General features: G+C 65.6%; 19 protein-coding genes. 14 read left to right on the top strand and 5 right to left on the bottom strand.

What is annotated here, in order from left to right:
• The first annotated feature begins 20 nt into the window (after window positions 1-20).
• From AB0366_RS16280 to AB0366_RS16250, 7 genes are read left to right on the top strand one after another with little or no spacing between them, the layout of a single operon-like run.
• The gene (locus AB0366_RS16280) at window positions 21-386 is read left to right on the top strand and encodes a metalloregulator ArsR/SmtB family transcription factor (RefSeq protein WP_366244820.1); all 366 of its coding nucleotides are present in this window, start codon (window positions 21-23) and stop codon (window positions 384-386) included.
• The gene (gene arsB / locus AB0366_RS16275) at window positions 383-1,471 is read left to right on the top strand and encodes an ACR3 family arsenite efflux transporter (RefSeq protein WP_366244819.1); all 1,089 of its coding nucleotides are present in this window, start codon (window positions 383-385) and stop codon (window positions 1,469-1,471) included. The genes AB0366_RS16280 and arsB overlap by 4 nt, the downstream gene beginning before the upstream one ends.
• Window positions 1,471-2,145 carry a three-helix bundle dimerization domain-containing protein gene (locus AB0366_RS16270; protein ID WP_121871293.1) on the top strand — a complete coding sequence of 225 codons (675 nt, stop codon included), beginning with the start codon at window positions 1,471-1,473 and terminating at the stop codon, window positions 2,143-2,145. The genes arsB and AB0366_RS16270 overlap by 1 nt, the downstream gene beginning before the upstream one ends.
• A 35-nt stretch (window positions 2,146-2,180) precedes the next feature.
• The gene (locus AB0366_RS16265) at window positions 2,181-2,603 is read left to right on the top strand and encodes an arsenate reductase ArsC (RefSeq protein ID WP_121871294.1); all 423 of its coding nucleotides are present in this window, start codon (window positions 2,181-2,183) and stop codon (window positions 2,601-2,603) included.
• Window positions 2,600-3,016 (top strand): low molecular weight phosphatase family protein, encoded by a 417-nt coding sequence (locus AB0366_RS16260; RefSeq protein ID WP_366244818.1) that lies wholly within the window; start codon window positions 2,600-2,602, stop codon window positions 3,014-3,016. Before AB0366_RS16265 ends, AB0366_RS16260 begins: the two co-directional genes overlap by 4 nt.
• Window positions 3,017-3,021: 5 nt before the next feature.
• Window positions 3,022-4,077: an ArsO family NAD(P)H-dependent flavin-containing monooxygenase gene (locus AB0366_RS16255; RefSeq protein WP_366244817.1), complete on the top strand. Its 1,056-nt coding sequence runs from the start codon at window positions 3,022-3,024 to the stop codon at window positions 4,075-4,077.
• Window positions 4,074-5,408, top strand: coding sequence for an FAD-dependent oxidoreductase (locus tag AB0366_RS16250; protein ID WP_366244816.1), 1,335 nt, complete (start codon window positions 4,074-4,076; stop codon window positions 5,406-5,408). The genes AB0366_RS16255 and AB0366_RS16250 overlap by 4 nt, the downstream gene beginning before the upstream one ends.
• A gap of 85 nt (window positions 5,409-5,493) precedes the next feature.
• On the opposite strand, the gene AB0366_RS16245 is transcribed toward AB0366_RS16250, so the two are convergent.
• From AB0366_RS16245 to AB0366_RS16235, 3 genes are all read right to left on the bottom strand, one after another.
• Complete coding sequence (locus tag AB0366_RS16245) at window positions 5,494-6,240, bottom strand: sulfite exporter TauE/SafE family protein (RefSeq protein ID WP_121871298.1); 747 nt, start codon at window positions 6,238-6,240, stop codon at window positions 5,494-5,496.
• 45 nt (window positions 6,241-6,285) lie between these two features.
• A complete protein-coding gene (locus tag AB0366_RS16240; protein ID WP_366244957.1) occupies window positions 6,286-7,947 on the bottom strand; it encodes an NTF2-like N-terminal transpeptidase domain-containing protein in 1,662 nt (553 codons plus the stop codon).
• 105 nt (window positions 7,948-8,052) lie between these two features.
• Complete coding sequence (locus tag AB0366_RS16235; protein ID WP_366244815.1) at window positions 8,053-9,882, bottom strand: penicillin-binding transpeptidase domain-containing protein; 1,830 nt, start codon at window positions 9,880-9,882, stop codon at window positions 8,053-8,055.
• Window positions 9,883-9,975: 93 nt separating this feature from the next.
• On the opposite strand from AB0366_RS16235, the gene AB0366_RS16230 reads away from it, so the two are divergent.
• From AB0366_RS16230 to AB0366_RS16205, 6 genes are all read left to right on the top strand, one after another.
• Entirely contained in the window at window positions 9,976-11,412 is a 1,437-nt protein-coding gene (locus tag AB0366_RS16230; protein WP_366244814.1) for an MFS transporter, read from the top strand.
• Window positions 11,413-11,485: 73 nt separating this feature from the next.
• A complete protein-coding gene (locus AB0366_RS16225; protein ID WP_366244813.1) occupies window positions 11,486-14,908 on the top strand; it encodes a BTAD domain-containing putative transcriptional regulator in 3,423 nt (1,140 codons plus the stop codon).
• Window positions 14,909-14,935: 27 nt separating this feature from the next.
• Window positions 14,936-16,342, top strand: a complete 1,407-nt coding sequence (locus AB0366_RS16220) for an FAD-binding oxidoreductase (protein WP_366244812.1) — start codon at window positions 14,936-14,938, stop codon at window positions 16,340-16,342.
• Between the two features lie 29 nt (window positions 16,343-16,371).
• On the top strand, window positions 16,372-16,917 hold the full coding sequence (locus tag AB0366_RS16215) for a hypothetical protein (RefSeq protein WP_366244811.1): 546 nt from the start codon (window positions 16,372-16,374) through the stop codon (window positions 16,915-16,917).
• A gap of 133 nt (window positions 16,918-17,050) precedes the next feature.
• Complete coding sequence (locus tag AB0366_RS16210) at window positions 17,051-18,661, top strand: ATP-binding cassette domain-containing protein (RefSeq protein ID WP_366244810.1); 1,611 nt, start codon at window positions 17,051-17,053, stop codon at window positions 18,659-18,661.
• A gap of 98 nt (window positions 18,662-18,759) precedes the next feature.
• Window positions 18,760-19,545, top strand: coding sequence for an alpha/beta hydrolase (locus tag AB0366_RS16205; protein ID WP_366244956.1), 786 nt, complete (start codon window positions 18,760-18,762; stop codon window positions 19,543-19,545).
• An 11-nt stretch (window positions 19,546-19,556) separates the two neighbouring features.
• On the opposite strand, the gene AB0366_RS16200 is transcribed toward AB0366_RS16205, so the two are convergent.
• The gene (locus AB0366_RS16200; RefSeq protein ID WP_366244955.1) at window positions 19,557-21,245 is read right to left on the bottom strand and encodes an AMP-binding protein; all 1,689 of its coding nucleotides are present in this window, start codon (window positions 21,243-21,245) and stop codon (window positions 19,557-19,559) included.
• 104 nt (window positions 21,246-21,349) lie between these two features.
• Here AB0366_RS16200 and AB0366_RS16195 point away from each other — a divergent pair, with 104 nt between their 5' ends.
• Window positions 21,350-21,823 (top strand): DUF3995 domain-containing protein, encoded by a 474-nt coding sequence (locus AB0366_RS16195; RefSeq protein ID WP_366244809.1) that lies wholly within the window; start codon window positions 21,350-21,352, stop codon window positions 21,821-21,823.
• Here the strand turns inward: AB0366_RS16195 and AB0366_RS16190 are convergent.
• Window positions 21,820-22,926: an ATP-binding cassette domain-containing protein gene (locus AB0366_RS16190; RefSeq protein WP_094615408.1), complete on the bottom strand. Its 1,107-nt coding sequence runs from the start codon at window positions 22,924-22,926 to the stop codon at window positions 21,820-21,822. The two genes, AB0366_RS16195 and AB0366_RS16190, sit on opposite strands and share 4 nt — an antisense overlap.
• Window positions 22,927-22,935: the final 9 nt, after the last annotated feature.

Raw genomic sequence — 22,935 nt, 5'->3', positions numbered from 1 at the left:
GTAGACGTCAATATAGACGCATGTCGAATCAAGCCCCGCCGCCCGTCGACGGCGAGTGCTGCTCGCCGCTGACCCGCGAGCCCCTCACCGTGGACTGGGCCGGAGATCTGGCCCGCATGTTCAAAGCACTGGGAGATCCCGTCCGACTGCGATTGCTCAGCCTCGTCGCCAGCCACGCAGGCGGCGAAGCCTGCGTCTGCGATATCTCCCCCGCATTCGACCTCTCTCAACCCACCATCTCCCACCACCTCAAGGTGCTCCGCGAGGCGGGACTGCTCGACTGTGAACGGCGCGGAACCTGGGTGTATTACTCGGTGATTCCCGCTGCCCTGCAGCAACTTTCCGCAGTTCTGAACGCTGCAGAGTCCACGGAGGTCATGGCATGAGTACGAAAACCGATACCGCCGTAGTCGGCAAACTCTCCACTCTCGACCGGTTCCTGCCCGTGTGGATCGGCGTGGCGATGGTCGTGGGTCTACTCCTGGGACGCATGATCCCAGGAATGGACGAGGCGCTGTCCACCATCTCCATCGACGGCGTCTCGCTCCCCATCGCCATCGGGCTGCTCGTCATGATGTACCCGGTGCTGGCCAAGGTTCGCTACGACCGCCTCGACACCGTCACCGGAGACAAGCGTCTGCTGATCGGCTCGCTGGTGCTCAACTGGGTCCTCGGTCCGGCCCTGATGTTCGCTCTCGCATGGCTTTTCCTGCCGGACCTCCCCGAATACCGAACCGGCCTGATCATCGTCGGGCTGGCCCGATGCATCGCGATGGTCATCATCTGGAACGACCTCGCTTGCGGGGACCGAGAAGCCGCCGCGGTTCTGGTGGCGATCAACTCGGTGTTCCAGGTGTTCATGTTCGCGATCCTCGGATGGTTCTACCTCTCGGTTCTGCCGGGATGGCTCGGACTCGACCAGACCACCATCGAGGCGTCGCCATGGCAGATCGCCAAGTCGGTCCTCATCTTCCTCGGTATCCCTCTGATAGCCGGATTCGCGTCTCGCTTCTTCGGCGAGCGCGCCAAGGGCCGGGAATGGTACGAGGAGAAGTTCATCCCCAGGATCGCCCCGTGGGCGCTCTACGGTCTGCTCTTCACCATCGTCATTCTCTTTGCGCTGCAGGGTGATCAGATCACGTCACAGCCGTTCGACGTGGTTCGCATCGCACTGCCACTACTGGTGTACTTCGCGGTGATGTGGGGCGGCGGTTATGCCCTGGGTGCTGCGATGGGTCTGGGCTACGAACGCACGACCACCCTCGCGTTCACCGCAGCAGGCAACAACTTCGAGTTGGCGATCGCCGTCGCCATCGCGACGTACGGCGCGACATCCGGGCAAGCACTCGCCGGAGTCGTCGGACCACTCATCGAGGTGCCGGTACTGGTCGGCCTCGTCTACGTCTCCCTCGCACTGCGCAAGCGCTTCTCCCCCGCACCACCCGTGACCACAGCGACAAAGGAGTCCTGATGTCCGACAACACTTCTCCCTCCAGCCACCGCGCTCAGCCCGAACTACTGATGCCCCAGGCCCTTCTCTCGCGCACCGCCGAGAGACTGGCAGCGGAATACGAGGGCATCTTCTCCACCCAGACCGTGGAGCGCTACGTCTTCGAGTCCTACACCGCACTGCGTCGAACCTCGAAGATTCATACCCACCTGACCACCCTGGCCGGCAAGTTCGCCGCGGATCGCCTCACTGCACTCGCCCAATCACAGGGTGATGCACCGAAACTCGTGCCCGAGGTGCTGTTCATCTGCGTCCACAATGCCGGACGCTCACAGATGGCCGCAGCCCTGCTCGAGCACCACGCACGGGGACTGGTCCACGTCCGATCTGCAGGCTCGGCCCCCACCTACGAAATCAATCCGATCGTGGTGCAGGCGATGGAGGAACAGGGCATCGACCTGGGCAGCGAATTCCCCAAGCCACTGACCGACGACGTCGTCGCCGCGGCAGATGTCGTGGTATCCATGGGATGTGGCGACGCGTGCGCGGTCTACCCGGGCAAGCGCTACCTGGACTGGCAACTGACCGACCCCGACGGCAAGTCCCTCGACGAGGTACGTCTCATCCGCGACGATCTCGACGTACGTGTCCGCGAACTGCTCACCGAGTTGACCACCACAACCGTACCGGCCTGAGGTATCCACCTCGCGCTCGAAAGGCAAACGACTCCATGTCCGACACACCCAGTGTTCTGTTCGTCTGTGTCCACAACGCCGGTCGATCTCAGATGGCCGCCGGATTTCTCACTCATCTCGCCGGCGACACCGTCGAGGTGCGTTCTGCCGGTAGCGCTCCCGCGGACACCATCAACTCCGCGGCAGTCGAGGCCATGGCCGAACTCGGTATCGACATCTCGTCGCAGTCCCCGAAGATTCTGACCCCGGAGGCCGTCGAGACGTCCGACGTCGTGATCACCATGGGCTGCGGGGACGCGTGCCCGGTGTTCCCCGGAGTGAGCTACCGCGATTGGGCACTGGCAGACCCGGCAGGCAAAGGCGTCGAGGCGGTCCGTCCGATCCGAGACGAGATCAAGAGTCGAATCGAAGAACTGATCGCCGAATTGGTTCCGGCAAAGCAAGGTTCGCTGTCATGACGACACCGAGCGTGCTGTTCGTCTGCGTCAAGAACGGCGGTAAGTCTCAGATGGCTGCCGGTCTGATGCGCAAGGCCGTCGGCGACTCGGTGGAGGTGCACTCGGCGGGAACGAAGCCGAGCGGAACGGTCAATGCACTCTCGGCCGAGGCCCTCCTCGAAGTCGGCGTCGACCTGTCCGGTGAACAGCCGAAGCCGATCGACCCGGAGTTGTTGTCTCGCATCGACTACGTGATCACCCTCGGGAGCGAGGCGAAGGTCGATCCTGTCGACGGTCCGACCTTCGAGAACTGGAACACCGACGAGCCGTCCGAACGTGGTATCGACGGAATCGAACGGATGCGTCTGGTGCGCGACGACATCGCCGCTCGTGTCGAGGAACTCGCGTCCCGAATGCGCGGCACCGACGGTTGACTCGAATGACTTCGGAGGTGGTGGTGATCGGCGGCGGTCAGGCAGGACTGGCCGCCGGTTACTACCTGCGAAGGGCCGGTGTGGACTTCGTCATCCTCGATGATCAGACGCATGCCGGAGGCTCCTGGCAGGAGTACTGGCCGTCGCTGCACCTGTTCTCGCCTGCCGAGTACTCGCGATTGCCTGGTTGGCCGATGCCGCCGTGGCACAGCGGCTTTCCGCCGGCGTCGCATGTGGTGGACTACCTCCGGGCATACGAGAAGAAGTACGAGTTGCCGGTGCGCAGGCCAGTCGACGTGAAGTGGGTGCATCGTACGACCGACGGCTATCGAGTCGATACCGACGGTGACTCCTACTGCGCCACAACGATCATCAATGCCACCGGCACATGGTCGCGACCGTTCTGGCCCAGCTACCCCGGGATGCGGCAGTTCGCGGGCTCGCAACTGCACGCTGCCGACTACCGGGTGCCCGATCCGTTCGCAGGCAAGCGCGTGGGCATCGTCGGTGGAGGGAACTCGGCTGCGCAGATTCTGGCCGAGATCTCCACCGTCGCCGACACCGCGTGGTTCACCAACCGCGAGCCCAGGTTTCTCCCCGACGATGTCGACGGACGTGTGCTGTTCGATGTCGCCAGCGATCGGGCTCGCGCTCTTGCCGAGGGCAAAACGGACTCCGGCGGCGTCGCCGGTCTGGGAGACATCGTGATGGTCCCGCCGGTGCGAGACGCCCGCGATCGTGGAGTTCTGCAGGCCAGGCCGATGTTCACCGCACTCACTTCCGACGGCGTCACCGACGGGCACACGACAGAGACGCTCGACGCGATCGTGTGGTGCACCGGTTTCCGCCCTGCTCTGCATCACCTGCGGCCACTGCACCTGCACGCCGACGGGTCGGGAATCGTGCTGGACGGCAACCATGTTCGAGACGAGCCGAACCTGCTGTTTCTCGGCTACGGCGACTGGACCGGCCCAGCGTCGGCAACGCTCATCGGTGTCGGCCGCACAGCGCGTGCAGCCGTGGACACTGTCATTCGAAGAGGAAAGGTAGATCAGTCATGAACTCATACCCCGTAGTAGTGGTCGGCGCAGGGCCCATCGGTCTCGCAGCCGCGGCGCATCTGACCGAAACCGGTTCCGACGTAGTCGTTCTCGAACGCGGACCGTCGGCCGGATCGGCAGTGTCCGAGTGGAATCACGTTCGACTGTTCTCCCCGTGGTCCGAGGTCGTCGACCCCGCTGCCGCCCGGTTGCTCGAACCCACCGGCTGGACCGCCCCGGACGGCGACACCTACGCCACCGGACGCGAATGGGTGGAGCAGTACCTCGCGCCCCTGGCCGCCGTACTGGGCGACGCCATCCGAACCGACTCCGAGGTGGTCGGCGTTGCCCGCCGCGGACGCGACCGCGTGGTCGACGCCGGCCGCGACACCGAACCGCTGTCGGTGCACATCCGCCACTCCGACGGCAGCGAGGAACGCGTCCTCGCCCGCGCGGTCGTCGACGCGTCCGGCACCTGGGGATCACCGAATCCACTGGGCAGCGAGGGACTTCCGGCCATCGGCGAGAAGGCCGCCGCAGACCGGATCGACTACCGGGTGCCCGACTTGACCGACCCGACGACTCGATCCGCATTCGCAGGCAAGCACATCGTCATCGCCGGCAGCGGACACTCCGCGCTGACCGCGATCATCACCTTCGCCGAACTCGCCGCCGACGAGCCCGGTACCACGCTCACCTGGGCCGTGCGTCGAGGCGTCACCGCGGAGGTCTTCGGCGGCGGGGAAGCGGACGAACTCGCCGCTCGCGGCGCTCTCGGTCAGCGCGCCAAGAAGGCGGTCGACGACGGCTTCCTCACCGTCGTCTCGGGCTTCCGAACCGAAACCGTTGCAGTGGAGGGGGATCGGCTCGCTCTGATCGGTGACACCGGATCGCGCATCGAGAATGTCGATCGCGTCGTCGCGCTCACCGGGTTCCGCCCGGATCTGTCCTGGCTGTCCGAGGTTCGCCTCGACCTCGACCCCACCCTGCAGGCACCGAAATTCGTCGCAGAATTGGTGGACCCCAACATGCATTCGTGCGGATCGGTCTCCCCGCACGGCGTCGAGGAACTCACCCAGCCCGAACCGGGCCTGTACCTGGTGGGCATGAAGAGCTACGGCCGTGCACCGACATTCCTGGCGATGACCGGATACGAGCAGGTTCGCAGCATCGCCGCCGAACTCGCAGGCGACCACGAGGGCGCGCGAAAGGTGGAGCTGACGCTTCCCGACACCGGCGTCTGCGGTGGCGCAGGCCTGTTCGACGAGCCCGACGCCCCGTCGACCGGCGGTTGCTGTGGTGCCCCCGCGGCACCGGAGTTGATCACCCTCGGATCGCCGTCGGGAAACTGACCCACAACTGACCTGACTGTCCACTGTTTCGTTCCGGAAGCGGGTTTCCCGGAGGGAATTGTGGACAGTCAGGTCACCTACTGCATCAGCCGAAGGCCTGGTAGCCCAACCAACCGGCGAGACCGAGACCGAGAATCCCGACGCCGATGCGCAAGACGATCGGCGAAATCACCTTGACCGTCGGTGGCCCGCAGGCACCGCCGACGAAACATCCGATCGCCAGCGCAAGCGCAGCCCACCAGTTCACATGGCCGGAGAACGAAAAGATGATCGCCGCAATCAGGTTCGCGATGCCGAGGAAGAAGCTCTTCAGAACGCTTGCGCGCCAGAACGTATCGGCCGTACAGATCAGCGCCAGCGCGAGGAAGATGACGCCGGCCCCGGCACCGAAATAGCCGCCGTAGATCGCCACGGCGAACAGCCCCAGCGGATACAGCGTCGGAAACTGCTTGTCTCCGGACAGCTTTCGGATACTCGGCTGCAGCAGTAGCGCGATGGCTGCCATCGCCACCAGGAACGGTACGACCACCTCGAACGAACCGTCCGGGGTATTGAGCAACAGAATCGCGCCGGTGGTACCACCCAGAGCAGAGTAGATCGCGTAGCGAACCAGCTGCTTGCCGTCCTTGGCGAGCTCGGCAGAGGAACTCGCCGTCGCGCCCACACCGGCGGCGACCAACGCGACCGTGTTCGTCACGTTCGCAGACACCGCAGGCAAACCCACTGCAAGCAGAGCAGGATAGGACACCAGCGACGCGAGCCCGGTGACGAACCCGATGAGCCCGGCGAAGAACCCGGCCACCACCAGCAGTCCGAAATCGAGCACAGTCACCGAATAAAACTACCGCGCCTAACGATCTGGCAGGCACCGCAGGGCTCACTCCACCGGGTTCGCCATTTCCTGCAGCAACCGGCTCGTCATACGCACTGCCTGATCTCCACCGTCCGCGTCTTCGATGTACACCGCGAACGCGACGTCACCACTGGTCGCGAGCACGAAGCGATCGTCACCACTTTCCCCGGCGAATCCCTGCACACCGTCGAAGGTGTCGAGACCACTACTGCGCGACGAGTCGGCGAGTATGCCGCGCAACCGGTTTACCGCATCCGAACCGATTGCCTCGGACTCACGATTCGCGACGGCGGTCTGACCGGCGACGATCGTCGGAACGGGAGCGCTGCCCCGAGAGATCGCGGCCGCCATCTGCGCGAGTCCGAACGGAGTCACCGTCGCCTCGTCCGCGGAGGCGGTGGACACGGTCCTGATGCCGTCGATCGCGCTGCGACTGTCGGCGGGAGTTCCTGTGTAGGCGTCGAGTCCGGGCATCGAGTAGTTGATACCGAGACCCAACTTCGCAGCTGCATCTTCGGCGCTGTCCTCACCGCGATCGGACTGCACTGCCCTCACCAACTCCGACGCGGTGCCGGCCGGGTAGGAGCCCCCGAACACGACGGCGCCCTGCTCGTTCGCGTAACTGTTCTGTGCCGCAGCGAGAATCGCGCCGGTCGAGGTGGACAGGGCGACGATCGACGCCGACGACCCCGCCATGACAACTGCGTTCTCGGCGGCGAGTTGAACGCGCGGGTCGAGTGTCGCGTGCAGGTCCGGTCCGCCGGGTCCCTGGAAGCCGACGCGGCGTTCGCCGGTTCCGTCGACGGTGTAGGTGTCGACGGCCCAACCTGCGGTGGCGTCGCGTCCTTCCTGCCACGCACTTCGCAACGAGTCGAGCACGGGTGAGGTGATCCGACGGTCGTCGACGATGAGCTTGGGTTGCGGAGAGACCACCACTCCCGGTACGGCGCGCAGATCGTCTTCGAGGACGGCGAAATCGTCGTCGCGCAAGGTCACTGCGGTGATCGGTGCACCGCCGGCCGAATTCAGTTCGGCCAGCATCGATTCGGAGGTGATGAGCGGTGCGACGACGTCGATGACGTCCGCGAGTTGCGCGGTGGACGCCGCCGGATCACTCATCTGCGCCGGGTCGAGGGAGATGGCGTTGATGGTGCGCTCGCTCATCAACACGTTGTTCGCGGCGTCGAAGATCAGCGGCGGGGCGGCGTCGGTCCGGGTGTAGCGAACCATCCCTCCCGAGGTGAGGTCGGGGACGAGGGTGGCCGGATCCCACGCGATGCGCCAGCCGACGCTGAGCTTCTTGGTCGAGCCCTGAGCGCTGTACTTCCAGTCCTTGCCCTCACCGAAATTCCACGCCGACGCGAGCGTGAAGAAGCCGCTCTCGTCGGAGAGGTCCATGTACTGAGTCAAATCGAAGTCGCCGGTGGACGTGCCCTCGGCCGACAAGCCGTCGAACATCTGGTTCAGCGCGGCCGTCGCGGCGTTCGGGTAGGTCGTCATCGCGGCAGCGGCAGCGACGTCTCGGTTGTCCAGTGCATCGACGAAGTTCGAGACCAGCACCTCGGCTTCGCTCGGCGGGCGATCGACCATCCAGAACACTGCCGAGACCGTCAACGTCGCCGATGCTGCAACTGCGACGAGGTAGCGACCGCGGACCTTGCGCGGGCCACGACGGGCACGACTCATAGAACTCATGAGTCACAATATTCACTGTAGTCACACGAGTAACAAGCACGGGATTCATACGAGCCGGTCACGATTGGGATACGCCCCGGTCGGTTTCGGCCTGGACTACCGCAGAAAACGACCAGCAGCCTCGACGGCCGGCGTCGAGCTACCCGCGTCGTTCACGAACACCGCGAACGCAAGATCGCCGGAAATTCCGACGAACCAGCCGTGAGCTCCTTCGTTGTTGGCACCGAATTCGGCGGTGCCGGTCTTGCCGAGCAACCCGGGGATGTCGCTGAGCGACGTCGCGGTGCCGCCGGTGATCGTCTCGCGCATCATGGTCTTGATCTGCTCGGTGACCTGCGGGTTCACTGCTGCCGGCTGCATGTTTCCCACTCCGGGCTCACCGGGGACCACCGTCGGTGGGAGCAATCCGTTGTTCGCGATCGACGACGCGACCAGCGCCATTCCGAACGGCGACGCGGTCACCTGCCCCTGACCGATGGCGGATTCGACCCGCTGAGCCGGAGTGTCGGCCGACGGCACCGAACCGGTGACGGTCGTCAGACCCGGGGTGACGTAGTCGACGCCGAGGCCGTACTGCGCGGCCGCGTCTGTCAGTCCGTTCGGCGGGAGTGCCACGCCGAGGCGGCCCATCGTCGTGTTGCAGGACTTGGCGAAGGCGGTCTGCAATGGCACATCGCCGAGATCGAAGTTGTCGTCGTTCGGAATCTGCCTGCCCTCGATGTTCTCCGTCGCCGGGCACGGCAGCACGGTATCGGGGGTGACGGCACCGGACTGCAGTGCGGCCGAGGTGGTCACCGTCTTGAACGTCGAACCCGGCGGGTACAGACCGGTGAGGGCGATCGGGCCTTCGGCATCCGCGGCGGCATTCTGTGCCACGGCGAGAACCGCCCCGGTCGACGGCCGAAGCGCAACGATGGCCGCCTGCTGCGGCAGCGAAGCGAGGGCATTCTCGGCTTTGAGCTGCAGCGCCGAATCCAGGGTGGTCGCAATGTCGTCGCCGGTTCCGGCATCGCGGCCGGCGAGCGGGGTGACGGTGCCGTCGGCTGCAACGGCCTGCACGGCCCATCCACGATTGGCGGCCTGCTCCTGCTCCCACAGCGTCGTGAGGTCGTTGAGGACCGGCGACACGAGGTTCCGGTCGGTGGCGAGCAACCGCGTCTGCGGGGCCAGGGTGACTCCGGGAACGGTCGCGAGCTGAGCACCGATGGGGTCGATGTCCGCCTGACGCAGCAACACGACGGTCGCCGGATTGCCCTGCGCTGCAGCGACAGTCGATGTGACGTACTCGGCCGTGATACCCGGGACGACGGATCCGACCAGGTTCGCGACAGCCACGGGATCGGCCGTCGCGTCGACGTTGACGAGGGTGACCACCTGCTGCGACATCAGCTCGACGCCGTTGCCGTCGAAGATCCGCGGCGCGACGAGCGCGTCGGTCGGTGTGAAGCGCACCGACGAGTCGGCCGTCAGGCCCGGCACCAACATCGCGGGATCCCAGGTGATCTTCCAGCCCTGCTCGGTTTCCGCCGCTGTCGCAGTGGTCGTGTAGTTCCATTCCTTCGGCTCGCCGTCGGGTTCGGCGGTGCCGTCGGTGGTCGTCGAGAAGCGCCAGCCGGCATTCAACGTGAACGTGCCTGCATCCTCGTTGGCGTCGGCGGCCTCGAAATCGGGAGTGGCCGTCACCGTTCCGCCGGCCGAAAGCCCGTCGTACAGCTCGGTGAGTGCCGCCGTAGCGCCGGCCGGATCGGTGGTCAACGCGGCCGCCTGGTCGATATTTGCGCTGTTGACCGCGGCGGCGAACTGCTCGGCGACAGTCTGCGGCTGATCGGGCCCACTCTGACCACAGGCGGCGAGCACCAATGCCAGTACGGACACGATCGCGGCCAGAGTCGTCGGTCTTCTCGAAGTGCGCACGGGGTCGATCATGCCTCGAGCGAGTCCTGGCGGAGTCCAAGAGTTGACCAAGCGCTCCCGCGCACCGTGATCGAGCATTGTTCCTTCGACTCACCAGGACCCTTCATGCTCGCAACACCGAAAAGTGCGGCTGTCCGCCGCGCCACCCTGGCCGTCGTCTGTGTGACGACGGCAATGCTCATGCTCGATATCGCGGTGGTCAACACCGCTCTACCCTCCATCGCCGCCGACCTGAATTCCGGCGTCAGCGCGCTGAAATGGGTCGTCGACGCCTATACCCTCGCGCTGGCAACAGTGGTTCTCAGCGCCGGCTCGTGGGCCGATCGCCGCGGCCGGAAGCGGGTCTTTCTCATCGGCATCGTCACGTTCACCGTCACCTCGCTGGCGTGTGCGCTCGCACCGAACATCGTGATGCTCGACATCGCCCGCGCCGCACAGGGAATCGGCGGTGCGTTGCTCTTCGCCTGCTCGCTGGCGCTGCTCGCCGACGTGTTCGAGAGGGGTCCGGCTCGGGCGTCTGCGCTGGCTGCCTACGGTGCCACGATCGGCGGGGCATTCGCCGTCGGCCCACTCGTGGGCGGCGTGCTGACCGAGGTGTTCCATTGGCGCGCAGTGTTCTTGATCAACATCCCCATCGGACTACTGACGCTCGCCGCGACCCTGAGGTGGGTCCCCGAATCCCGCGATCCCCGGCCCCGAGGTGCAGACGTACCCGGGCAAGTACTGGTGTCGCTCGGCCTCGCAGGCCTGGTCTACGGTCTGCTGCACGGCAACGAAGCCGGCTGGACCGAGCCGTCCACCCTGCTCGCGCTCGGCGTCGCTGCAGTCTCGCTCGTCGCGTTCTGCCTGCACGAAGTGAACACATCAAACCCGATGCTGCCACCACACCTGCTCGCCAACCGTGCGTTCGCCGGGGCCCAGATCGCCGCGTTCGCCATCTCGGCATCCCTGTTCGCGGTGTTCGTGTACACCACCGTCTACCTGCAGAACGTGCAGAATCTCTCCCCGATCGAGGCCGGTCTGGTGTACCTGCCCGCGACGGTGGCGATGTTCGTCGTGGCAGGCCTGACCGCGAAGCTGGACGGTCGCATTCCGGTCGCGCTCTCGTTGACCGTCTCGCTGATCCTCGTCTCCGTCGGCCTGCTGATGATGACCGTCGTCGATGTCGACGGTTCGCCGTACGCGTTGATCCCTGGATTTGTGGTCGCGTGCATCGGTGCCGGGGTGTTCAACCCCGTCATGAGCGGACTCGTTCTGGGTGAGAGCACCGCACACCACTCCGGCCTGGCCGCCGGCATCAACGACGCGTTCCGGCAGAGCGGAATCGCCGTCGGAGTCGCCGGACTCGGCGCATTTCTCCCCGCTGCGTCGATGTTGCCCGGCGGTTCACCGACCGAGCTGGTGCACGGGCTGCATGCTGCGCTGTTCGTCGCCGCACTGATCGCCGCGGTCGGTGCACTGGTCTGCGCGACGACGTTGCAGCACACCACGAGGTCGGACTCGATGGCGTCCGCTCCGTCTCCGGTCGGGATACGAGCATGACCGTTCCTGCTGCCGCGATCGAGCATCGGTACTTACACTGACGCCGAACAGCACGTGGGGAGGGGGCTCGCGCATGATCTACCGATTGCTCGGCCCCCTGGAAGTGACGCGTCCCGACGGGCGTCCGATCGATCTCGGCCCGCGCAAGCAACGAGCAGTGCTCGCAGCACTGTTGGCGGACAGTGGGCGGGTCGTGTCGACCGATCGGCTGATCGACGTGCTGTGGCAGGAAAACGCGCCGTCCAGCGCGATGGCGAGTCTGCAGGCCTACATCTCGAATCTGCGGCGAGCTCTGCGGGTCGACCCTGCGGCGGCGTCGGTCATCGTTCGGCAACCACCGGGCTATGTGCTCGACATCGACGACCAGCACATCGACCGGGCCGCATTCCTCACGGAGGCGGAATCGGCGAGGCAGCACGTTCGGGCAGCGCAGTGGGAGCAAGCCCTGACCATCGCAGATCGTGCACTGGCCAGGGTTCGCGGGCCGTTCCTCGAAGATCTTCGCGACGAGCACTGGGTCGAAGTGGAGGCGGCGGCATTCGAGGAAGTGCGCACGGAGTGCCGCGAAACCCGCATCACCGCGCTGTTGGCCGCGGGACGCGTGGCACCGGCTCTGGTGGACGCCGCCGCTCTGTACCGCGAATTCCCGCTGCGTGATCGCACGTGCTGGCTCCGCATGCTCGCGTTGCACCGAGCCGGACGCTCCACCGAAGCACTGCAGACCTACCGCGATCACGCCGCGCGGTTGGACGACGAACTCGGATTGGACGTGGGCACCGAACTGGCATCCCTCCACACCGCGATTCTGCGTCACGATCCGGGTCTGGCGGCGTGGCCACGACAGCCGGGATGGTCCGGGGCCGAGCCACTGTCGATCCCGGCGTCGCCTGCGGTGCCCCAGGAGTCCGCCGAGATGGAGCCGGAATCCACGCTGATCGGACGGACTTCGGAGTCCGAACTGATCGCCGGGATGCGCGATCGGGTTCGCGGCGGCGAGAGTCGCTGGCTGGTGTTGACCGGTCCCGCCGGAATCGGCAAGACACGTCTCGCCGAGGAGTGCGACCGCCGCACCCTCGCCGCCGCCGGACGGTCGCTCTGGGCCAGATGTCTCGAGGACGACGGCACCCCAGCGTGGTGGCCGATTCGACAACTGTTGCGCCAGTTGGGCGTCGACGCCGACGGCATCCTCCTCCCACCCGCCCACGTGGAACCGGACGAGGCGAGATTCGCCGTCTACGAGCGAGTCACCGCGGCCATCGAGGACTCGGTGGCAGGGTTCGGGTCAGGTGTGACGACGTTGGTCGTCGACGATGTCCAGTGGGCCGATACGACCTCTCTGCGATGTCTGATGCATCTGGTCGCAGCGCTGCACCGGCACCCGGTGTGGTTCGTTCTGACGTTGCGCGAGAACGAGACCGGGCCCGAGGTGCGCAAGCTGGTCGAGACGGTGCTGCATACAGCGGGGAACCGCCACCTCACCGTCTCCCCGCTCGGCCCCATGGAGGTCGACGCACTGGCTCGGCGCGTCGCCGGCGAAGATCTCGAGGCCGACGAAATTCACCGTCTCGCCGAGCGCACCGGCGGAAACCCCCTGTTCGTATCCGAGTACGCGCGACTCCCCCGAGACGATCGGCGGGACGGTGAGATTCCCTCCGCCGTCCGGTCGGTACTCGATCGCCGCCTGCACGCAGTGGAACCCGCCGTCCTGCACGTACTTCGGGTCGCAGCGGTGATCGGTGACGCTCTCGACGTCGGCCTGCTCGCCGCAGCGACCGGGCTTACCCTCGATACCCTGGTCGACTACCTCGACGACGCCGCAGACGAGCGCATCATCGTGGCCGACCCCGCCGGTGGTGGCTGCGTTTTTGCCCACGGACTGTTGAGAGACGCAGTGCTGGCGTCGATTCCGGCCCTACGACGGCAACGCATCCATGCGTCGGTTGCCGAGGCTCTGATCGATTCGCACGATGCCGACCGCTCGAGCAAGCGCGCGCAACATCTGATGGCCTCACTGCCGATCGTCGACCCTCGAATCGCACTCTCGGCCTGCACCGATGCGGCACGTGAAGCGACCGAACGGTGGAGTTCGGAAACAGCCGCGCGATGGTGGGACGGTGCGGTCCAGGCGTTCGATCTCCTCCCTGCCTCGGAACAGGCGCACGACGAGCGCGACGACCTACTGGTCGCGCGCGTCGAAGCACTCGCGCGGGCAGGGCGCGGTCAGACCGTCCTCGACGTCGTCGACGAGTGTCTGCTCGACGCCGTGCGTCAGGGTCGAACGTCGACCGTCGGACGGTTGGCCGCAGCGCTTCTGCGCGCCGCGGGCGCATGGCCGTGGGTGTCCTACGGCCGCGACCCGGCGCCGTTGCTCGGCAGACTCGCCGGAATGGAGCAGTTCGTCCAATCGGACGCAACCGCTCATGCGCGCCTACTGGCGGCAACGGCCGTCGGATTCTGTTACCACCCCGACGCTTCGGTACCCGATGCGCTCAGCCGTCGAGCACTCGATATCGCCTCCGAGACCGCCGATCCCGACGTCATCGCCGACGCCTTGCTGGGCCGGATCCTGCTGTTCTCCGGCGTCGCGGAGCGCAGCGTGGAGTCTCTCGAGCTGATTCGCGAGTTGTTCGCGCTGCCTCATCGCCATTCTCCGTTCGACAACGTCATCGCCCATGCGGTGGCCAGCATGACGGAGATGAATCTGGGCGACGTCGAGGGTGCCACCGATCATCTGCGACGCGGAATCGCTGGTTGTGATCTACTGCGCCTACCGGTTGTGCGCGTTCAATTACGCTGGATGGAAGCAACTTTGGCGGCCTGGCACGGAGATTTCGACGAGTGCCGTCGCCAGTACGAGACCGCCCGCCAGATCCACCTGCAGACCGAGCTGTACACCGCCGGTAGCGCCGGGCTGGCGATGAACGCACTGGAGTGGGAGTGCGGCAATCTGGCCACAGCCGAGCCGGGGATCGTCGAGCCGCGATCGTGGAGCATAGCGATCGACGCAGCCAATGGCAGGAAAGTGCAGGCAACACAAGCACTATCTCAGTGGTTGACGGAGTCTCGACCATCGACGTGGACGACACTCGGGCACACAACTTTACTCGCCCGCGTCGTCGCGGATCTCGAATTGGCCCAGTACGCCGAGGAATTCGTGGATCTACTCGAACCCTTCACCGACCGCATCGCGACGGTGGGTCACGTCGGCTCCCTCGGTTCGGTCGCGGAGGCCTCGGCCAGGCTCAACGCAGTGCTGGGCCGGGGCGACCGCGCCGCCGAGTTGCTCGATCTGGCCGAGGCACTGGCCACCCGGTCCTCCAGCCGCCCGACCCTGCTGCGGTGTCGGTTGCTTCGCGCCCAACTGCAACCACCATCGAGGGCCCGCGAGCATGCCGTGACCGAGGTACTCGCCGAGGCCGAACGAACCGGCATGCTCGGGCTGGCCGCACAGTTCAAGAATTCTCCAAGCGCGGTGGGCCATTCTCGTCCTCGTTGAAGCACTCGACGAGAAATGGACCCCATCATGGCTTTTCACTCCCCCACGATCCACGCAGATCTGGACTTACTGCGCAGCGAACTGACCGGCACGCTCGCGATATCCGGCGAGCCCGGTTACGAACTCGCGACTCCCTGGAACGTCGCCGTCCCCGTGCGACCGCTTGCGGTCGTCGAGGTGCACGACGCACGCGATGTGGTGAGCACGGTTCGATATGCCGCCCGCACCGGCCTCCGGGTCGCAGTCGGCCGCACCGGCCACGGCGCAGTCCCGATCGAGGGCGACGTTCTGTTCGTTCACACCGGACGCCTGGACAGCTGTGTCGTCGACCCGGAGGCCCGAACCGCTCGGCTCGGTGCCGGAGTGATCTGGCAGGACGTCCTCGACGCCGCCGCGCCGCACGGCCTGGCTCCGCTGTGCGGATCGTCCACGGCCGTCGGTGTGGTCGGCTTCCTCACCGGTGCCGGCATCGGCCCGCTGGTGCGCACGTTCGGTCTGTCCTCGGATCACGTCCGAGCGTTCGAGCTCGTCACCGGCGAGGGCGACATCCTGCGGGTCACAGCCGATCAGCATGCAGAACTCTTCTGGGGCCTGCGCGGCGGAAAGTCCACTCTCGGCATCGTCACCTCCGTCGAGATCGAGCTGATGCAACTCTCGCACTTCTACGGCGGCGCACTGTATTTCGACGGTTCCGATGCAGTCGCCGTCGCCCACGCCTGGCTGGATCTGTGCGCCGATCTGCCCGAACATACGTCCACCTCGATGGCCCTGCTCCAGCTGCCTCCGCTGCCCCAGGTGCCGCCACCTCTGGCCGGTCGCTTCACGGTAGCGATCCGGTTCGCCAGTGTCGCAAGCCCGGCCGACGCGGAGGCACTCCTCTCACCGATTCGAAACGTGGCCACCCCCGTCATCGATGCCGTGGTTTCGCTACCGTACGCGGCGATCGGTGCAGTGCACGCCGATCCGACCGATCCTATGCCGAGCAACGAATTCAGCTGCCTCACCGAGGAATTGACTCACACAGCGATCGACGAGTTGCTCGCCGTCGCAGGTCCCGGGTCGGGGTCACCGCAGACGGTGGTGGAAATTCGTCTACTCGGCGGTGCTCTCGCTCGCGAGCCGCTGCACCGCAGCGCGTTCTGCCATCGGGATGCGGCGTTCACGCTCTTCACGGTCGGTGTGCCGGCGGACGCTGCCGTAGACGAGCACGCGAGGGGCGTCGGGCAGGCGATGGCCCCCTGGTCTTCCGGACGATCGCTGCCCAACTTTGCGTCCAGTGCCGATCCGGAGCGCATCGCGCGGATGTACGACGAGGACACTGCGCACTGGCTGAGCGCTCTCGCCGAGGAGCACGATCCGGCGGGTGTGTTGCGGGTCGGGCCGGTCGTCCGCGACGTCGGTGGCACATCTGCCGATCGAGGTGTAATCATGTAATTACGATTACTTCGCACGTAGGAGGACTCATGAAACCCAACGGACGCTCGTTCGGTCGCCCCGGCGGCTGGCAGCACGCAGACGTTCCCGACGCCACCGACGCAGCCGACTGGTTCGGTGGCCGACTCCCGGACACCTGGTTCGACGGTGCCGCCTCGGTCGAGGTCGACCGAGAGGAGATCGTCGTCGTCGGGACATTGCCTGCAGAGCAGGACAGTTCACCCGCAGCCAACGAGGGCCGCGTCGCGCGATTCCGAGAAACGACCCGCGGCGACCGCATGCAGATCGCCGCCGAGGCCGAGAAGCGATACGGACGCAAGATCGCCTGGGGTGTGCGAACCGGATCCGAGGTGGTCCTGTTCACCCACCTCGCGGTACCGGTCATGACCCGCCTGCGCCAGCCCGAGCGTCGCGTCCTGGACACCCTCGTCGACGCCGGCGTCGCTCGATCCAGGGCCGACGCTCTGGCCTGGGCCGTGAAGCTGGTCGGCGAACACACCCAGGAGTGGCTGGACGAACTGCGCGACGCGATGACGACGGTCGACGAGCTCCGCAAGAAGGGCCCGTCGGTGTAATTCGCTTGCGTGCTCGTCGGGTTCGGGGCTAGCGTGGCCCTCGCCTTGTTGCCCACAGATTCGGAGAGGCCATTGCTCTTCCAAAGGTTCTAGACGCCTGCAGATCCATCGCACGCACACCTTGGGAGCAACCATGCCTTATTCGTCATCACTGTCTCTTTCGAACCTGACCTTCACGTGGCCCGACGGAGACCCCGTGTTCGACGCCATGTCGGCCATCTTCCCCAGCGGCACAACAGGTCTCATCGGTTCCAACGGTGCGGGGAAGTCGACCCTGCTGAGATTGCTCGCCGGGGAATTGACGCCGCAACGAGGTTACATCTCGATGCCGGGCGTCTTGGGGTACCTGCGCCAGGACGTCACGCTGGACCCAGACCTGCCCGTGGATCGGGTGCTGGCCATCGATTCGGTGCGAGAAGCACTGCACCGCATAGAATCCGGCTCCTCCGACGAGGACGACTTCGCAATTGTCGGGTCGGCGTGGGACGTCGAGGAGCGTGCTCTGGCATTGCTGGACAAGCTCGGCCTCGGCAGCATCGTCGGCTCCCTCGACGATCTCGATCGACGGGTCGGCACCCTGTCGGGCGGCGAGGCCATGCTGCTTGCGCTCACTGCGGAGTTACTGGCCGAGCCTGACGTACTGCTGCTGGACGAACCGACCAACAACCTCGATCAGGTTGCGCGCCAACGCCTGTACACGGCGGTCGACGGCTACGCAGGCGTGCTGATCGTGTGTACTCACGATCTCGAACTGCTCGAACGCGTCGATTCCATCGCCGAGGTGCGGGCAGAGCGCAGCGGAGTTTCGCGGCTACGCATGTTCGGCGGCAACTATCGGCACTATCGCTCGGTCGTCGACGCCGAACAGGAGGCGGCACGGGCCACGGTCCGCGATGCCAAGAACGACGTCCGCAAGCAGGAACGCGAATTGATCGACACCCGAATCAAACTCGATCGGCGTCTGCGCTTCGGCAAGAAGATGGAAGAGCAGAAGCGCGTGCCGCCGATCCTCGCGGGCCGTCGCAAGCGGGCGGCCCAGGAATCGGCAGGCAAGCTCCGCGGTACCCACAGCGATCGCGTCGACGACGCACGATTGTCGCTCTCAGCCGCCGAGGACCTCGTGCGCGACGACCGCGAGATACGCGTCGACCTCCCGGCGACGAAAGTCCATCCGGGACAGGTGGTTCTGACCCACGAGGATGTCACTGTCGTGGGTCCGGAACGCATCGCCCTGATCGGCCCGAACGGCAGCGGCAAGACCACCCTGTTGCGGGCTCTGGACGCCATCGGGGCAGAGGTGCCCTGGAAGTATCTACCGCAGCGACTCGACGTCTTCGACGAATCCCGCACCGTCGCCGAGAACGTATCCGACGTCGCCCCGCACGCCACCGCCGAACAGATCCGAGGCCAACTCGCCCGCTTCCTGTTCCGTGGATCCGACGCCGACGCCGTCGTCGCCACCCTTTCCGGAGGAGAGCGACTGCGGGCCGCACTGGCGCGAATTCTGCTGGCAGAACCTGCCCCGAAACTACTGATGCTCGACGAGCCGACCAACAACCTCGACATCACCAGCCGCCAGCACCTGATCGACGCACTCGAGAAATTCGAGGGTGCGCTGATCATCGCCAGCCACGATCGACCGTTCCTCGACGCCATCGCCCCCACCCGCACCATCGACCTCACCCCGGCCGCCGAGTCCGCCGAGTCCGCCCAAGAAGCGCCCGCCCGTGGGGAGTCAATGTAACGTTCAGTGGACGGGAGTGGAGCCTGCAGAACGACCCACAGGCGCAGTTGGGGGGGTCAATGTCACGTTGAGTGGACTCCAGAGGTGAGAATCGCGGGGTGGAGTACGCCTCGAATGCAGATGATGGGACACGGATCGCGTACACGGTGGTGGGGTCCGGGCCGCCGTTGTTGATGGTGCACGGCAGTTTTCTGACGCACACGATCTGGCGGACGTTCGGCTATGTGAAGGCCCTGCGTGGCAGTCGGCAGTTGATTCTGATCGACAGCCGCGGGCACGGCCGCAGCGACAAGCCCCATACTCCCGACGCGTATGCGATGAGCAGTATCGTCGGCGATCTGACGGCGGTGCTCGACGCAGTGGGTGTCGATACCGTCGACTATCTGGGGTATTCGTTCGGGGCCCGGGCGGGCTTGGCGTTGACAGCGGCGAGGCCCGAACGAGTGCGATCACTGGCTGTCGGCGGCGGTAGTCACGGCGCTCAGGCCGGCGCGTTCGATCGCCTGTTCTTTCCCGGGTGCGCGGACGTGTTGGAGCAGCGCGGCATGGATGGCTTTCTCGAGGTGTGGAGCAGCCACCGCATGTTCCCCATCGATGCTGGTACCCGAGCGGTGTTCTCCGCCAACGACGCCCAGGCCATGGCCGCGTACATTCGAGCGTCCGACGCCGATCCCGGCCTACCGGACGAGGCGTTGCAGCGATTCACCCAACCGTCGCTGTTCTACGTCGGCAGTCAGGACGGCACCAGGCTCGACGACACCCGAGCTGCCGCAGCGTTGGTCCCGAACTCCGAGTTGCATGTCATTCGCGGATTCGACCACGCGACGACGATGGCGGCGTCCGAGGAGGTGCTCGGCGCTCTCGCACGGTTCTGGGACAGGTGATCCGAGTGTCATCACCTCTTCAGCGCAGGGAACTGGTCATCCCGCCACTCGGTCTCCAGTGGTCCCACGGCCGCATCCTCGCGAGCGCGCAACTCCACTCGGCGGATCTTGCCGGAGATCGTTTTCGGTAGCTCGAAGAACTCGATACGGCGTACACGCAGGAATGGTGCCAGGTGCTCGCGGGCGTACTTGAGAATCTCGAATGCAGTGTCCTCGTTGGGTTCCCAGCCCGACGCCAATGCCACATATGCCTTGGGAACGGCCAGTCGCGTCTCGTCGGGGGCGGGCACCACCGCGGCTTCGGCAACGGCGGGGTGTTCGATGAGTACGCTTTCGAGCTCGAACGGGGAGATCTTGTAATCCGAGGCCTTGAACACGTCGTCAGTACGGCCGACGTAGGTGATGTAGCCCTCGGAGTCCCGTGATGCGACGTCGCCGGTGTGGTAGTAGCCGTCGGCCATGACAGCAGCATTGCGTTCGGGGTCGCCGAGGTAGCCGGTCATCAGGTTGAACGGGTTCTGGGCCAGGTCGAGGCAGATTTCGCCCTCGTCGGCGAGTTCGCCGGTGGTGGGGTCGACGATCACCACCGGAACGCCCGGCAGCGGTCTCCCCATCGACCCGGACTTCAGTACCGCGCCGGGTGTATTGGCCACCAGTGCAGTGGTTTCCGTCTGGCCGAACCCGTCGCGGATGCTCAGGCCCCATTCCTGCTGCACCCGCGAGATCACCTCGGGGTTGAGCGGTTCCCCTGCTCCGATGGCCTCGCGCAGCGAACCACCGCCGCCGGCGAGATCGGCTTGAATCAGCATGCGCCACACGGTCGGGGGTGCACAGAACGTCGTCACCTCGGCCCGCCGGATTTGCTCGAGCAGTGCTTTCGCGTCGAATTTTCCGTAGTTGTAGATGAAGATCGTCGCCTCGGCGATCCACGGCGCGAAGAAGCAACTCCACGCATGCTTGGCCCACCCCGGGGAGCTGATGTTCAGGTGCACGTCGCCCGGACGAAGCCCGAGGAAGTACATGGTGCTCAGATGCCCTACGGGGTAGGAGATCTGCGTGTGCTCGACGAGCTTGGGCTTGCTGGTGGTGCCGGAGGTGAAGTACATCAGCAGACGGTCGGCGGGAGCGGTCACCGACTCGAACGGTACGGCCTCGACGCCACGTGCCTCGGCATAGTCGACCCAACCATCACACGCGGAGGTGGCGATGCGCAGGTAGTCACCGGGGACCTCGTCGAATTTGCCGGTGTCCGAGGGGTTCACGATCACGGCGCGCGCATTGCCGCGTACCACGCGATCTGTGAGGTCGGCGGATCCGATGGCCGTGGTGGTCGGCATCAACACCGCGCCCAGCTTCATCACCGCGAGCATCGCTTCCCACAGCTCCACCTGGTTGCCGAGCATCAGGATCACCGAGTCGCCGCGGCCGATTCCCTGCTGCTCGAGCCACCTGGCGACCTGGTCCGATCGACGGGCGATGTCGTCGAAGCTGTACTTGGCCTCGCTGCCGTCCTCTTCGACGATCCACAGCGCGGTGCCATCGTTGTCTCGCGCGATCGCATCGAACCAATCGATCGCCCAGTTGAACGTCTCACCGAACGACGGCCATTCGAAAGTTGCTATTGCGCGGTCGTACTCGCCGTAGGCGTCGAGTAGTAGATCGCGTGCGTTCCTGAATTCCGTATGTGCCGATTCGACCATGTTTCCTCCTGCGCGTGTGATGCCCATCACCACCACGCTAGGGGAGATGAACAAACCCTCGCTACCCCTGAACGGGGGTAAGGACTGGGCTACCCTCGGTCACCGTGGCCATCAGATACTTCGCGATCGCATGTGCACTGGGGATAGTCCACGCAGCATTTTCCGGCTATTGGGCCTCCGGTGGACGGTGGATGCTCGATACCGTCGGCTCCTTCGCCACGGAGTGGGTCGACAGAGAACCGGAGACAGCGCGAACTGCACTGCTGGTGCTCGCGCTGGTCAAGCTCGGCGCGGCAATTCTTCCGGCCCTCGCGTACATGAACCGGCCGCGCCTGGCAGCACAGAACCGGACCAGGCTGCCGTCGTTGGTTCTCGGCATATCCTGGCCCGGCTCTGTGCTGCTGATCCTCTGGGGCGGAGCGTCGTTCGTCGGTGCGGTGATCGGCTTGATCGCCTCGGACGAGAATCGAAGTGTCAAGTACGGACACCTGTTCTTCGACGGCATCTTCCTGCTGTGGGGTGCCGCACTTCTGACGGCACTGATCCTCGCTCGAAAGACCCCATACCAGCCGCGCTAGATGCGCTCCCCGGTCTCCGGGTGGAAGAGGTGGATCGCACCGTCGAGTCGCGTCAATCCGATGCTCTCGCCGATCTTGGCCGGGGCACGCACTGCCGAACGCGCAACCAACGACACCGGTCCCCCGTCGAGTCCCTTGACCTTGGGGTCGTCGAGGTGTGCGTAGACGTAGGACTCGCTGCCCAGCTCCTCGATGAGATCGACCTTGCCCTCGAAGCCCTCGCCGCCGCCGTGGACGATGCCGAGGTTCTCGGGCCGCATTCCGATGGTGACCTCGTCGATACCCAGGCTCGCGAGCTTGGTCAGCTCGTCGCGCTCGAGCGGGAGCAGGAACTTACCGATCTGCACGCCGCCCGAGCCGATGGGTACCGTCATCAGGTTCATTGCCGGGGAGCCGATGAATCCTGCGACGAACGCGTTGACGGGGTTGTCGTACAGATCCGTCGGCGACGCGAACTGCTGCAGTTTGCCGCCGCGCAGGACGGCGACGCGATCGCCCATCGTCATTGCCTCGACCTGATCGTGGGTGACGTACACCGTCGTGGTGCCGAGCCTGCGCTGCAACGCCGCGATCTGCGTACGTGTCTGCACCCGTAGCTTGGCGTCGAGGTTGGACAGCGGCTCGTCCATGCAGAACACCTGCGGCTCACGAACGATGGCGCGGCCCATGGCAACTCGCTGACGCTGTCCGCCCGAGAGCTTGCCGGGCTTGCGATCGAGGTACTCGGTGAGATCGAGCAGACGGGCTGCTTCCGCGACGCGTGCCTGACGCTTCTCGAGGCTCACTCCGCGCATCTTGAGCGCGAAGCCCATGTTCTCCCCGACGGTCTTGTTGGGGTAGAGCGCGTAGTTCTGGAAGACCATGGCGATGTCGCGGTCCTTGGACGGAACGCCCACCATGTTCTTGCCGCCGATTTCGATTGCGCCACCGTCGATCTCCTCGAGACCGGCGAGCATACGCAGGGCGGTGGACTTGCCGGAGCCGGACGGTCCGACCAGGACGACGAACTCGCCGTCCTTGATGTCGAGGTCGAGGGAATCGACGGCGAGCGAATCGGCACCTTCGTAGACGCAGGATGCCTTCTTGTACGTGATTGCAGCCATGAGACTTTC

The organism is Rhodococcus sp. NPDC076796 (assembly GCF_040702765.1).
Taxonomy (GTDB): Bacteria; Actinomycetota; Actinomycetes; order Mycobacteriales; family Mycobacteriaceae; genus Rhodococcoides.
The sequence above is the reverse complement of the archived record's forward strand: the minus strand, read 5'-3'. Positions and strand labels throughout refer to the sequence as shown.

Coding starts and splice junctions, on each gene's coding strand:
- AB0366_RS16255 (WP_366244817.1), top strand. CDS start 3,022: ATGACTTCGGAGGTGGTGGTGATCGGCGGCGGTCAGGCAGGACTGGCC.
- AB0366_RS16280 (WP_366244820.1), top strand. CDS start 21: ATGTCGAATCAAGCCCCGCCGCCCGTCGACGGCGAGTGCTGCTCGCCG.
- AB0366_RS16210 (WP_366244810.1), top strand. CDS start 17,051: ATGCCTTATTCGTCATCACTGTCTCTTTCGAACCTGACCTTCACGTGG.
- AB0366_RS16220 (WP_366244812.1), top strand. CDS start 14,936: ATGGCTTTTCACTCCCCCACGATCCACGCAGATCTGGACTTACTGCGC.
- AB0366_RS16200 (WP_366244955.1), bottom strand. CDS start 21,245: ATGGTCGAATCGGCACATACGGAATTCAGGAACGCACGCGATCTACTA.
- AB0366_RS16225 (WP_366244813.1), top strand. CDS start 11,486: ATGATCTACCGATTGCTCGGCCCCCTGGAAGTGACGCGTCCCGACGGG.
- AB0366_RS16265 (WP_121871294.1), top strand. CDS start 2,181: ATGTCCGACACACCCAGTGTTCTGTTCGTCTGTGTCCACAACGCCGGT.
- AB0366_RS16250 (WP_366244816.1), top strand. CDS start 4,074: ATGAACTCATACCCCGTAGTAGTGGTCGGCGCAGGGCCCATCGGTCTC.
- AB0366_RS16235 (WP_366244815.1), bottom strand. CDS start 9,882: ATGATCGACCCCGTGCGCACTTCGAGAAGACCGACGACTCTGGCCGCG.
- AB0366_RS16270 (WP_121871293.1), top strand. CDS start 1,471: ATGTCCGACAACACTTCTCCCTCCAGCCACCGCGCTCAGCCCGAACTA.
- AB0366_RS16240 (WP_366244957.1), bottom strand. CDS start 7,947: ATGAGTCGTGCCCGTCGTGGCCCGCGCAAGGTCCGCGGTCGCTACCTC.
- arsB (WP_366244819.1), top strand. CDS start 383: ATGAGTACGAAAACCGATACCGCCGTAGTCGGCAAACTCTCCACTCTC.
- AB0366_RS16190 (WP_094615408.1), bottom strand. CDS start 22,926: ATGGCTGCAATCACGTACAAGAAGGCATCCTGCGTCTACGAAGGTGCC.
- AB0366_RS16215 (WP_366244811.1), top strand. CDS start 16,372: ATGAAACCCAACGGACGCTCGTTCGGTCGCCCCGGCGGCTGGCAGCAC.
- AB0366_RS16260 (WP_366244818.1), top strand. CDS start 2,600: ATGACGACACCGAGCGTGCTGTTCGTCTGCGTCAAGAACGGCGGTAAG.
- AB0366_RS16230 (WP_366244814.1), top strand. CDS start 9,976: ATGCTCGCAACACCGAAAAGTGCGGCTGTCCGCCGCGCCACCCTGGCC.